We start from the raw sequence: 11,684 nt of genomic DNA, 5'->3' as shown, positions 1-11,684 counted from the left end.
CCTCATACGACCTTAGGGTCAGGTAGACGAACTGCGACAACTTTTGAGACGCCCTCTGGCTGCATCGTCACCCCGTAGAGGGTATCCACTGCTTCCATTGTCCGCTTGTTGTGGGTGATGAGGAGGAACTGGGTCCGGTCGGAGAAGCTGCGTAGCAGACGCAGGAAGCGATCAATGTTCGCATCGTCGAGCGGTGCATCAATTTCATCCAGCACGCAGAAGGGACTGGGCTTGACTAAGTAGATGGCGAACAGCAGGGCAATCGCCACCAACGCTTTCTCCCCGCTGGAGAGCTGTTCCAGCGAATGCAAGCGTTTCCCTCGCGGCCTGGCGATGATCTGCAGGGGAGCTTCCAGTGGATCACCCTCGCCCAGCTGCAAATCAGCCTCGTCTTCCTCTGCAAAGAGTAGCCGAAAGAGGCGCTGGAAGTTGCGACGGACCAGCCCCAGCGTGCTCGTCAGACGCTCAAGAGCCATTCGGTAGGTCTCTTCAAGGAGCTGCTGGAGAGAACGGGCTGCCTGCTGCAGCTCAGCGTACTGCTGCTCCAGAAGCTGCAGTCGTCCAGCAACTTGTTCGTACTCCTGGAGTGCTCGGAAGTTGACAGCTCCTAGCACCTCCAACTGCCGTGCTGCTGTACGAATCTGGTGTTGTAAGCGACTGACTGACGGCGGCGGCTCGGGAAGCTCCTCCGCGCTGGGATCTGCGGAGAAGCGTTCCCAAAAGAGATCGGCAACCGACTGGAGCTGCGTCCGCAACTGCCTCTGCTGCAGCTCAGCAGCGTGGATCCAAGCAGTACAAGCTTCTGCCTGCCGCCGAACCTCCTCTAAGCGCTGCCGCAGCATACTGACGGAGTGTCGGAGCTCCTCCTGCTCTCTTGATACAGCATCTGCGCGGAACTGTAGCTGCTGGAGCTCCACCTCCTGGCTTTGTTGCTCGTGGGCAAGCTGCTCGGCCTCTTGCTGGAGCCGGCTCTGGAGTTGCTTGCCGTCGGCAAGCTCCTGTTCCACCTGCTGCAGACGCTGCTGAAGTGCCACACCACGGCGTTGCAGTTCCTGGAGCTGCTGGCGAATACGCTCATGCTCGTACTGTGCTGCATGCCACTGACGCTCCAGTTGCTGCCACTCTCGGGTGGCAGACTCTGCGGCTGCCCGAAGCCGTTCCTCAGCAGCAGCCGCTTCGGTAAGCTCTGCCTCCACTACAGTGAGCCCTTGCTGTACTGACCGGAGCCGTTCTGTTGCAGCGCTGTGCTGGCGTTCGTAGGTAGCTATCCCCTCCCGGGCCTGCTCGATCCGCTGTTGTAGCCGCTGTTGCTGCTGCCGCAGTTCCTCCAGACGCTGCCGGAGCTGTTCTGTCCGTAGCTGCAGGCGCTGGATGTGGCGCTCCACTTCTGCAGATTGGGCCTGAAGCTGGTCCACAGCCAAGTCCTGTAGCTGCCTGGAGAGGCTCTCCTCCTCTGCCACGAAGCGCTCTAGCTCGGCCTGAAGCGCCCTCTCCCGGGACTCCAATTCCTCCAGCGCCTGTCGACGTCCAAGCCATGGGGCCCGTGAGGACCCGTCACTCCATCGGAGCAGCCCACTGCGATGGAGGAAGAGCCCGTCAGGTGTCACGACAGCTTCCGCCTTGCCCTGCTGCAGGAAGGCATATCCCGAAGCGAGAGACTCCACGAGAAGCACGCGCCCGACAAGCCGGGAGAGCGCTGCCGTAAGCGCCGAAGGGAGTTGGAGCTGCTGCCACAGCCAGCCGATAGCCCCCGGAGGGACCTCGGTAGAGTGAAGGTCTTCCACTCCAGGCAACGCGAGCAACAGCTCTCCTTGCGGAGCCTGGTCTCGTAGGCCCTGCAGTACTTCCTCCACGCGCGCCGAATGCAACACCGGCAGTTCCATGAGCGCTGCTATTGCCGCGGCTACCGCCTTCTGCAGCCCCTCTGGCACAACGATGTGCTCAGCCAATACGGACACTTCTGCCTCCGGCATCATAGCCTGGAGGGTCCGAAGTAGCGAGTGCTCCTGGCTCAGGCCCACCAGCCACTGCCGACGGGCGGCTACTATCAAAAGCTCCTGCCGATGCTGCTCCCGCTGACGTCGCAGCGATTCCAGGCAGATCGACAGGTGCTGATGCTGCTGCTGCGATTCTCCTAACTGCGCTACTAGACGCTTGTATTCCTCCTGCTGCTGCTGGAGCTGGATCTCTGTCTGATGCAGTTCCTCCTCTACGACCGAGCACTGTTGCTGGAGTGCGGAGAGCTCAGTGAGCCACTGCTGGAGCTGCTGCTGAAGGGCTTCTTGGCGTGCTTGGAGCCGTTCGGTCTCCACGCGGAGCTGCAGGAGGTGTTGTCGGTGCTCTTCCCTCTGCTGACGCCGAGGCTGGAGCTCTCGCTGCCATTGCTGGAACGCTCGCCGCGCAGCCTCCACCCGTTGCTGTGCTTCCTCAAGGCGATGCTGGAACTCCTCGGCCGCACGGCGTGCTGTCTCGAGCTGCTGCTGCAGTGCTACCAGGCGCCGCTGGAGTTCGGCTTCTTCTTGTCTCAGTCGGGCCTCTTCACGCTGTAGTCGCTCAGTGGCGTCTGCAGCTATGCGCAGGCGCTCCTGCGTCTGCACTTGGCGGAGACGAAGTTGATGGAGCCGCTCACCGACTTGCCGCTGCTGTTCAGCAAGGCGCCGACCAAGTTGCCGGAGCTCTTCTAGACGTTCCTCTTGCTGACAGAGCTGCTGGCGGAATGCCTCTGCTTGTGCTTGGAGCTGCTCGCTTTCGGATTGACGAGCCTGCAGCTCTTCTTCCACCTCCTGAACCTGTTTGCTGAGCTGCTGCCACTGAAGGGCTAGTAGCAACCGTTCCGCTCGCTCCCGCTCTGCCGTCCAGTAGTACCATTGCCGCGCTTGCTCTGCCTGTTCCCGAAGAGCAGAAGCTTGCTGTCGGACCTCGGAGAGGACCTCCTCCACACGCTGCAAATCCTGTTGGACCTGCTCCAGTCTGCGCTGCGCCTCCTGGCGCCGAGCTTTGTATTTCCCAATTCCAGCAGCTTCATCCAGAAGGCGTCGACGCTCTTCTGGACGCCCATTTAGGAGCTCTTCCACCATCCGCAGCTCCATAATCGAGTAGCTACGGGCAGCAAGGCCAGAGTCCAGGAAGAGCTCTTGGATGTCCCGCAAGCGACAAGGGGCACCGTTGAGCCGATACTCCGTGTCCCCACTGCGGTAGAGCCGACGTGTCACGACCACTTGTGTGAACTCCACCGGCAAGACACCATCGGTGTTCTCCACCGTCAGCGATACCTCCGCCATGCCTATTGGCTTGAGAGTCCGGCTGCCGTTGAAGATGAGCTGTTCTAGGCTCTCGCAGCGCAGCACCGAAAGGCGCTGCTCTCCGAGCACCCATCGGAAAGCATCCACGACGTTGCTCTTGCCACAGCCGTTAGGACCGACAATCGCTGTCAGGCCTTTATTAGGGAAGATGAACACTGCACGGTGCGCAAAGGACTTGAAGCCGAACAACTCCAAACGGGAGATGACCATTGATTTGGCAGACTGCGCAGAATAAGACCAGCTACAGCTCGCACCAAGCTAGTCCGAAAGCCTTCCAGGGCTGCGCAAAAATAGGCGTAATTTCGCTCCCAGTTTCGTCCTCGTGCGGTGCGGGCTGTGGAAGGACTTGTAACCCTTGTCACTGGCGCCAGCGGTGAAATCGGGCAAAGTCTCATCCTCACCTTGAGCGAGCATGGAGTCCCTATCATTGCCACAGACATCCGGCCATTGCCACCTCCAATTGCCCAGCGCTGTTGGAGCGTTGTGCTTGGGAGCATCACCGACCCAGAGGTGCATCGGCAACTCCTGCACTTCGGCTTCCGACGCGTCTACCACTTAGCTGCACTCCTCTCTTCACAGGCGGAGCGAGAACCTGAGGAAGCCCATCGCGTCAATGTTGAGGGTACCCTCCAGCTCCTACAGACCACACACCGCATGGCAAAGCGGCTCGGCGAACCAATCCGCTTCCTCTTCCCCAGCTCAATCGCTGTCTACGGACTTCCCAGTCGCGAGGAAAAACGCCGCGCCGGACGAGTCCATGAAGACCAGTATCTGACCCCAATGACCATCTACGGTGCCACCAAGCTCTACTGTGAGCTCCTAGGCCTCTACTACGCCCGCTTCTATCGCCGCCTAGCACCGGAACCCGACACTGGCTGGATTGATTTCCGAGCGCTGCGCTTTCCCGGGCTCCTATCGGCCTTCACCGTCCCCACCGGTGGCACAAGCGATTACGCGCCCGAAATGGTCCACGCTGCTGCTCAAGGGAAGCCGTACCGCTGCTTTGTAAGCCCCGATACCCGTATCCCCTTTATGGCAATGCCCGACGCCATACGGGCACTACTCCTCTTAGCGGATGCTCCTGCCACAGCTCTACAACGTCACGTATACAACGTCACTGCTTTCTCCGCCAGTGCGGAGGAGATCGCCGAGTACGTCCACCGCCTGTTCCCCAAGGCTCAGATCGAGTTTGACCCTGACCCACGTCGCCAAGCCATTGTGGATACATGGCCTGAGGACACTGATGACAGCGCTGCCCGCCGCGATTGGGGGTGGGAACCGGAATACGACTGCGACCGCACCTTTGAGCACTACTTAGCGCCGAATATCCGTCGTTGCTACCAAGGCAGTCTATCTTAACGTAGCTTTCGAGCCTCCTCTAGCAGCTCGTTCACCATGCTGAGCGAATCCCCTTCAGCGTAGTACCGCACTAGTGGCTCTGTTCCTGAGGGGCGGATAAGTAGCCATCCTTTGGGGACAAAGAACTTGAAGCCATCAGTGGTGTCAATTCGCTCTACGGGATAGCGCCCCAAACGTGCCGGCTGCTTGGCACAGGCCTTCAGAATTCCCGCCTTCTCCCGCTCGCTGACATGGACATCTAACCGCCGGTACCGATGAGGACCAAATTCTTCATCCAGCTCCTGACTCAACTGCTTCAGCGACTTCTGGCGACGTGCCATCATCTCCAGCAGCAGCAGCCCACAGAAGATGCCATCCCGCTCCGGAATGTGAATCACCGTGGCAAATCCACCGGACTCCTCACCACCTAACAGAACCCGCTCCTCCTGCATGAGACGGGCAATATGCTTGAAGCCAACCGGGGTGACCACCAGCGGAATCTCGTGGCGCTGGCAGTAGAGGTCCACCATCGAGGTCACCGACACCGTCTTCGCGACGATACCACTCCGCTTCTTGTCCTCGTACAGGTACTTCAGCAGCAGCATGAACAGTCGTTGGGAGTCAACGTAGTTGCCTTCGTGGTCTATGGCTGCTACCCGATCGGCATCTCCGTCGGTGACGATACAGACGTCGTAGCGTCCTGCCCGCCGGACATACTCCATCGTTGCCCGCAGCCGTTCGGGGATAGGTTCCGGCTGCTCTACCTCTCCGAAGATAGGGTTGAGCTCCGAATGGAGTTCCTCTACCTGGGGCAATATCGACCGCAGAAGCCCTATGCCTGCCCCGTACATCGGATCGTGAAGGATGCGCAGGTTGGACCTTTGGATGAGCTCTAGCGCGATCTTCTTGCGGATGTGCCGGACGTAGGATTCGCGTGGATCAAACGGGCGAACCAAATTGTCTTCGATGTACTGCTCCAGCGACTTAAGTTTCCAGCGCCTAGGGGGATTCTGGAACACTTGAGCAACGAACTGCTCTACTTCCGCCACCTGCTCCGGAGTTGCTGGCCCACCAAAGTTTCCCCGAATCTTGTAGCCGTTGTATTTGGCAGGATTGTGGCTAGCGGTGATGACAATCCCTAGCGCAGCTCCCTTCTGCTTGGTGTGAAACGACACCAAGGGAGTGGGGGCAAATGTCTCCATAAGGTGCACCACAATGTTCTCAGAGGCAAGCACGCAGGCAACCTCGTGAGCGAATTCTCGTGATAGGAAGCGCGTGTCGTAGCCTACCACGACTGCCGGATACCGCAGCCCTAGGCTGTGAATGTAGCGCGCTGTTGCCAGTGAAACGAGCCTGAGGTTGTCCACAGTAAAATCGTACGCAATGACGCCGCGCCAGCCATCTGTCCCAAACCGGATCATGTTGCTCCTCAGGTGTGTGAGACCACCTGTGGGAAGAGACCTGCTGTCCCAATGTACACAGCGTCTGACCCCAACGCTTCCTCGATCCGGAGCAGCTCGTTGTACTTTGCCGTCCGCTCGCCTCGGCAGGGAGCCCCTGCTTTCAGACCATGTGCCCCTAAGCCGACAGCGAGATGGGCGATGATGGGGTCTTCCGTCTCACCAGAGCGATGGGAGAGAATTGTGCGGTAGTGCGCTCGGTGAGCTATTTGGACAGCCTCGATTGTCTCGCTGAGTGTCCCAATCTGGTTCGGCTTGATGAGGATAGCATTTGCGACCCCTTCTGCAATCCCACGTTGCAGCAGCTTTGGATTGGTCACAAAGAGGTCATCCCCAACTAACAAGAGCTGCTTACCTAAGCGTTGCGTCAGTCGGCGCCATCCCTCCCAATCCAGCTCACCGAGTCCATCTTCCAGGAGAACTAAGGGATACTGCCGAGCAAGCTCCTCGTACCAAGCAATGAGTTCGTCGGCGGTTTGCCTCCCTTTGCCAGACCGTTTGAAGTCGTAGGTGTTGCCCTCTGCAAGCTCGCTAGCCGCAACGTCTAGGCCAAGAGCAATCTGGCGTCCCGGCACATACCCTGCCTGCTCAATCGCCTGTAGCAAGAGCTCTATCGCCTCCTCGTGCGACTTAATCCCAGATGGAGAGAACCCACCCTCATCGCCGACCGCCGTACCATATCCCCCGGCCCGAAAGAGCTCACGCAGCGCTGCATAGACTTCCGCACCTGCCCGCAGAGCTTCAGCAAAGGATGGCATTCCATGAGGGATGAGCAAGAACTCCTGAACGTCTAGGGTATTGTCTGCATGCCGACCGCCATTCAGCACGTTGAAGAGTGGGACGGGCAGGTGTCGAGCGGCCCTACCACCGAGGTAGGTAAAGAGTGGGAGGCCAAGCGCTGCTGCCGCTGCTCGCGCTACTGCTAGCGAAACGCCGACAATTGCATTAGCACCAAGTTCTGACTTCGTTGGAGTTCCGTCTAACTCTAGCAGCCGTCGGTCAATCGACCATTGTTCTGTCGCATCCATCCCTCGCAGGGCTGGAGCAATCCGCTCGTGAACGTTGGCAACTGCCTTCCGAACACCTCGCCCTCGAAATCGCTGTCCACCATCCCGCAGCTCTTGAGCTTCATTCCTACCGGTGCTAGCACCTGCTGGCGCAGCCGCACGTCCACAAGCACCTCCGCTGAGCACTACTTCCACCTCTATCGTTGGATGCCCCCGCGAGTCGAGAATCTCCCGCGCCTGCACGCGCTCAATGAGGGTACACCTATCCCTCATCGACCCTCGTCCCCCTCGCTTAGAAGAAGCGTAGCTGCTCTATTGCCTTCGCCAAGCGGATATCTAGTTCCGTCAGCCCACCGCGGTCATGTGTTGTGAGGGTTACCCGCAACTTGTTCCATCCGTACAGCAGCAAATCCGGGTGATGATCCATCCCTTCAGCCAAGACAGCAATCGCATTCAAGAGCCCCACCGCCGCGGCGAAGTTGGGAGCGACAAACTCTCGGACGAGCGTATTCCCCTCACGCTGCCAGAGCGGTAACTCCTGCAGTGCCTGCTGAAGTTCCTCCTCAGCGAGCAGCGGCGGTCGTGCCATCCTCTGTTTCTGCCAAGAGTGCCTCCAGCCGCTCAACGAGGTAGCCCTTCGGTACGGCCCCGATTACCGTATCCACATGCTCTCCGCCACGGAAGAACAGGAGGGATGGTATAGCTCGAATTCCGTACTGCAACGCAACGCGGGGATTCCGATCCACATCCACCTTCGCGACCTTGACACCCCTACTGGCATACTCATGAGCAATTTCCTCCACAATCGGTGCAATCATTCGGCACGGCCCACACCATGCTGCCCAGAAGTCCACAAGAACAACTCCAGGGTGTTGCAAGACCTCTGTGGTAAAGGTTTGGTCGGAGACTTCTACTGGCTTCATGGAGCACCCTTGCTTAGGTACCAAAGGACTACCGGCAAAATTAGCAAAAGCTTGGGGGCTACTAGCTGCCGCTCAGTTAAGGCCCGTCTGTACCTCAGTCTTCGCCTTGTGCTTTCGTAAAGCCCATCGCTCCATCTATCAGCGTCAGCTTCTCCACGTGCATCCAGCAGTACCGCTCTCCAATACGGCGAAGGAGTTCGATAATGTGGCTGTTCTCTACCGTCTCCCCGTCCCTCGCTAGGAATCGGCAGCGGTAGTGGTCTACGTAATCCGGCATGGCCCCCGTGGGTGGGTATACTTTCGTCCCTCGGTTAGAGACCATCTTCAGCCGGAAGACTGTCCCTTGGACTAACCGTTCCAGTTCCGGCCCCAACTGCTCCGGCAGGTCTTCCGTTTCCACGAAGACATCCACCCCGACGACCTGCCGCTGCTGCGGCCGCACCCACGCGAGGGCCTTGCTAAGCCTAGGAATCTGCAGAGGCTTGTACTGCCGAACGCTGACGGTCTCTGGCTTTCGCCCCAAGTTGTCAATAATCGCTTCTGCATAAGCAGTTGTGGAGGCCCCACGGTCGTAGCCGACTACATCGCCCGTCAAGACTTTGCCTTCCTCCAGCGTTACCAACAGGGCATTCTCGATGAGCTCGGCCTTCTCAAACTCACCCAAGTACCGGAGCATGAGGATTGCCGAGCCGATCACCGCTGTAGGATTGGCCACGTTCTTGCCTGCATACTTCGGCGCAGAGCCATGGACTGCCTCAAAGATGGCCACCTCATCACCGATGTTGGCAGAGGAAGCAAAACCGAGCCCACCGATGAGTGCCGAGGTTAAGTCGCTGAGGATATCCCCGTTCATGTTCGTCGTAACGATCACCTCGAACTGCTCCGGACGCTTGACGAGCTGGTGAGCGCAGTTGTCCACAATGATGTGGTGGGCTTCTATATCGGGGTAATCGCGGGCAACCTCTTCGAAGGTCCGTTTCATCATCCCTTCGGTGAGCTTCAGGATGTTGGCCTTGGTAGCGCAGTGGACACTACGGCGCCCTTCAGCCCGAGCCAGTTCAAAAGCGAGGCGGATGACCTTCTCGCAGCCCTTGCGGGAGATTAGCTTGAGCGCCTGCGCAACCCCAGGCGTCTGCATGTGTTCGATGGCAGCGTAGAGGTCCTCCACGTTCTCCCGCACCACCACGAGGTCGATTCCCCGCCCACTGTAGGGAGTCTTAACGTTCGGGAACTCCCGCACAGGTCGGATGTTGGCATAGGTCTCAAAGAGCTTGCGAAGGGTCACGTTCGCACTCTTCTCCCCGTAGCCGACTGGTGTCTCCAGCGGCCCCTTCAGAACCACACGTGTTCGTCGGATAGACTCGATCGTCTCCGGCGGCACTCCTGACTCAATCCCCTTGCGAAACACACTTGCCCCAGCTTCGCAGACCTCCCACTCAATCGGAACACCAGCAGCCTCCAAGATGCGGCGGGCTGCGCCGATCACCTCGGGACCAATACCATCACCGGGAATCAGCGTTACGCGGTACCGTGCCATGAGCAGCGCCAGTCCGTTGCACCTCAGGCAGCGACAAAAATAGGAATCCTGCCTACCACCTACCTATGGCCTCCGCCCCTGCGTTCTTCCAACCCTAGTCTCAAACATTGGAGCAAGGGGCTTCGCTTAACTCATGGAGGGCTTGTCTTTGAGGTCGGCAGAGCTCTCACCTGCATCGCAAGCGCTCAAGCTCTTGCCCACGACGGATGGTACCTGCTACTGGCACGTCCCCAAAGGCAGTCATACAGCACCCAGGTATCGCCAGTTGTAGCACTCTAGCACCTTCGAGGATTTGCATTTGCCTCCATACCAGCCCGGCAGGGAGTCAAGCAAATCCTAGTCCTGGCACTAGTCCATGGCGCTGCGCCGAGTATAGGCCAACGCGATAGTGCTGCAGCGCTGCTTAGAAGCATGCGCGATGTAAATGCCCCTGAGTTCCCCAGCGGAACCCAGCCTCTAAGCTGACATCCCAGGGCCCTCAGAGCCGGGCAGGACACCCTGGAGGCCATCGAAGGCTGGTGTCATCGCACCGGAGCGGTGGGAATTCAACGTAGCAACCGCAGCGAGCGCTACTGTCTTCCCAGTGCGTTTCCAACTCCGCGTCGTAGCTCCCCTCCGCTTTTGGTATCGCTACGCCTCATCATCACTGGCGGCGTAGGACTACCTGCCGACTAATGTGCTGGGAAGGAACTCTGAGCAGTTACGGAGAGCACAGAAGCTCATCAGCACTGCACCACTGCACCTGCCGGTCATAGAGGTAGCCTTCCGGCAGCAGTGCCTCCAAAAGCGCCGTTGTGTGGTGCTGGGCCCGCTGCGCCAGAACTCGGTTCAGCTGTAGCAGACGCTGCACCTCTGCTGCCTGAATCCGTAACCGCTTCCACCGCTGTTGGAGGGAAGGCTCTCGCCTCAGTGTCTCTGGTAATGATGCGAACCGCTGCTGCCAATCCTGGAGCTGCTGCAGGAGAGCGTTCTGCTGAGCTGCCAGGGCCTCAACCACACCAACACGGAGTGCAACGAGCGCCTCCCGCTGCTGCCATGCCATTCGCTGGAGGGTTGTCAACAGCTCTTCCAGTGTCTGTAGGGCAGCCTCAGTTGCTGACATCGCTCCCTCCATCATGTGGCAGTGGAAGTATCGGCATCTTCGCCGGAGGCTTGAGCAAGACTCTCTCCCTCCGAAGCAGTGTCTCACTCTGGAAGTCGGCCTAGAAAGTCCCCTAGAAAAGGCTTTGCGTATTTTTGCGACAGCCGTCACTACCCTACAGCATGGCGCACCGACGGTGGTGGTACAACCTTGCCACGCTCCTTTTGGGAGGATTCGTGGTACTTGGTAGCGTGTCGTTAGTCTACCGCTGGACCCTGGCCGCAGGCCCCCTCCCTTTGCACACAGAGGAGCGGCTGCTACCTGGAGAGACCCTACAGGTTCGCATCCTCAACGCCTGTGGCTACCCTAAAGCCGCTCGCCGGATGATGGAGTACCTGCGGCGCTCCGGCATTGACGTCGTGGAGATTGCAAATGCTGAAGCGGTTATGACCCATTCAGCCGTCTGGGATCACGTCGGCTCTCAGCGTCTTGCTCGTTATGTAGCAAGGCTTGCCGGACTACCGGAAGCAGCGGTGCTGTCGCGTCCAGACTCCAATCTCTACGTTCACTGCTCGCTCGTGCTGGGGTTAGACATCCTCCAGACCATGCCCTTTGCATCCCGATGAAGCGGGCACCGCTCCGAACGTCCAGAGGCATTGCCCAACTATGTGCTCGTGTTGCGTGGGAGAAGAAGGCAGACGACATCTTGGTGCTACGCCTCGAGGTCCTCAAGAACGCACCAGCGGACTACTTCGTCCTTGCCACGTGCGAGACAGAGCCCCATATCCAAGCGGTAGCGATGGCGATAGAGGAGGCTATGCACACGCGTGGCATCCCCAAGCCACGACGCGAAGGTTGGGAAGCCCTGCAATGGGTACTGCTGGACTATGGCAGCGTCGTCGTCCACCTCTTCCGTCCCCAGACGCGCGCATACTATCGTCTGGAGCGCCTGTGGGGTGACGTTCCGCAGCTCCGCTTCTCGGAGCAAAGCCGGCGATTGTATACGGTGAGTGTCCCCACTGTAGAAAGCTCCTAG

General features: G+C 59.1%; 10 protein-coding genes. 3 read left to right on the top strand and 7 right to left on the bottom strand.

Annotation, left to right across the window (positions count from 1 at the left end):
* Positions 1 to 2: 2 nt before the first annotated feature.
* Positions 3 to 3,512: a chromosome segregation protein SMC gene (gene smc, locus NZ960_01425; GenBank protein ID MCS7176279.1), complete on the bottom strand. Its 3,510-nt coding sequence runs from the start codon at positions 3,510 to 3,512 to the stop codon at positions 3 to 5.
* A 126-nt stretch (positions 3,513 to 3,638) separates the two neighbouring features.
* On the opposite strand from smc, the gene NZ960_01420 reads away from it, so the two are divergent.
* The gene (locus NZ960_01420) at positions 3,639 to 4,661 is read left to right on the top strand and encodes an NAD-dependent epimerase/dehydratase family protein (protein ID MCS7176278.1); all 1,023 of its coding nucleotides are present in this window, start codon (positions 3,639 to 3,641) and stop codon (positions 4,659 to 4,661) included.
* Here the strand turns inward: NZ960_01420 and NZ960_01415 are convergent.
* The 6 genes from NZ960_01415 to NZ960_01390 all read right to left on the bottom strand — a co-directional run bounded on the left by NZ960_01415 (position 4,658) and on the right by NZ960_01390 (position 10,669).
* Complete coding sequence (locus tag NZ960_01415; protein ID MCS7176277.1) at positions 4,658 to 6,061, bottom strand: phosphoglucomutase/phosphomannomutase family protein; 1,404 nt, start codon at positions 6,059 to 6,061, stop codon at positions 4,658 to 4,660. The two genes, NZ960_01420 and NZ960_01415, sit on opposite strands and share 4 nt — an antisense overlap.
* A gap of 8 nt (positions 6,062 to 6,069) precedes the next feature.
* Positions 6,070 to 7,380, bottom strand: coding sequence for a phosphopyruvate hydratase (eno, locus tag NZ960_01410; GenBank protein MCS7176276.1), 1,311 nt, complete (start codon positions 7,378 to 7,380; stop codon positions 6,070 to 6,072).
* 19 nt (positions 7,381 to 7,399) lie between these two features.
* The gene (locus NZ960_01405; protein ID MCS7176275.1) at positions 7,400 to 7,696 is read right to left on the bottom strand and encodes a 4a-hydroxytetrahydrobiopterin dehydratase; all 297 of its coding nucleotides are present in this window, start codon (positions 7,694 to 7,696) and stop codon (positions 7,400 to 7,402) included.
* The gene (gene trxA, locus NZ960_01400) at positions 7,671 to 8,030 is read right to left on the bottom strand and encodes a thioredoxin (GenBank protein MCS7176274.1); all 360 of its coding nucleotides are present in this window, start codon (positions 8,028 to 8,030) and stop codon (positions 7,671 to 7,673) included. Before trxA ends, NZ960_01405 begins: the two co-directional genes overlap by 26 nt.
* Before the next feature lie 94 nt (positions 8,031 to 8,124).
* Positions 8,125 to 9,567: an NADP-dependent isocitrate dehydrogenase gene (locus tag NZ960_01395; protein ID MCS7176273.1), complete on the bottom strand. Its 1,443-nt coding sequence runs from the start codon at positions 9,565 to 9,567 to the stop codon at positions 8,125 to 8,127.
* Positions 9,568 to 10,267: 700 nt separating this feature from the next.
* On the bottom strand, positions 10,268 to 10,669 hold the full coding sequence (locus tag NZ960_01390) for a hypothetical protein (GenBank protein MCS7176272.1): 402 nt from the start codon (positions 10,667 to 10,669) through the stop codon (positions 10,268 to 10,270).
* Between the two features lie 161 nt (positions 10,670 to 10,830).
* On the opposite strand from NZ960_01390, the gene NZ960_01385 reads away from it, so the two are divergent.
* Both NZ960_01385 and rsfS read left to right on the top strand, forming a co-directional pair.
* Complete coding sequence (locus NZ960_01385) at positions 10,831 to 11,274, top strand: LytR C-terminal domain-containing protein (GenBank protein ID MCS7176271.1); 444 nt, start codon at positions 10,831 to 10,833, stop codon at positions 11,272 to 11,274.
* Positions 11,271 to 11,684: a ribosome silencing factor gene (gene rsfS / locus NZ960_01380; protein ID MCS7176270.1), complete on the top strand. Its 414-nt coding sequence runs from the start codon at positions 11,271 to 11,273 to the stop codon at positions 11,682 to 11,684. Before NZ960_01385 ends, rsfS begins: the two co-directional genes overlap by 4 nt.

The sequence above is a fragment of the Candidatus Kapaibacterium sp. genome (assembly GCA_025059875.1).
Taxonomy (GTDB): domain Bacteria; phylum Bacteroidota; class Ignavibacteria; order Kapaibacteriales; family HRBIN21; genus HRBIN21.
The sequence above is the reverse complement of the archived record's forward strand: the minus strand, read 5'-3'. Positions and strand labels throughout refer to the sequence as shown.

What these genes read in the sequence shown, in the direction of transcription:
- smc (MCS7176279.1), bottom strand. Translation starts at nt 3,512, where the DNA reads ATGGTCATCTCCCGTTTGGAGTTGTTCGGCTTCAAGTCCTTTGCGCAC.
- NZ960_01415 (MCS7176277.1), bottom strand. Translation starts at nt 6,061, where the DNA reads ATGATCCGGTTTGGGACAGATGGCTGGCGCGGCGTCATTGCGTACGAT.
- eno (MCS7176276.1), bottom strand. Translation starts at nt 7,380, where the DNA reads ATGAGGGATAGGTGTACCCTCATTGAGCGCGTGCAGGCGCGGGAGATT.
- NZ960_01405 (MCS7176275.1), bottom strand. Translation starts at nt 7,696, where the DNA reads ATGGCACGACCGCCGCTGCTCGCTGAGGAGGAACTTCAGCAGGCACTG.
- trxA (MCS7176274.1), bottom strand. Translation starts at nt 8,030, where the DNA reads ATGAAGCCAGTAGAAGTCTCCGACCAAACCTTTACCACAGAGGTCTTG.
- NZ960_01395 (MCS7176273.1), bottom strand. Translation starts at nt 9,567, where the DNA reads ATGGCACGGTACCGCGTAACGCTGATTCCCGGTGATGGTATTGGTCCC.
- NZ960_01390 (MCS7176272.1), bottom strand. Translation starts at nt 10,669, where the DNA reads ATGTCAGCAACTGAGGCTGCCCTACAGACACTGGAAGAGCTGTTGACA.
- NZ960_01385 (MCS7176271.1), top strand. Translation starts at nt 10,831, where the DNA reads ATGGCGCACCGACGGTGGTGGTACAACCTTGCCACGCTCCTTTTGGGA.
- rsfS (MCS7176270.1), top strand. Translation starts at nt 11,271, where the DNA reads ATGAAGCGGGCACCGCTCCGAACGTCCAGAGGCATTGCCCAACTATGT.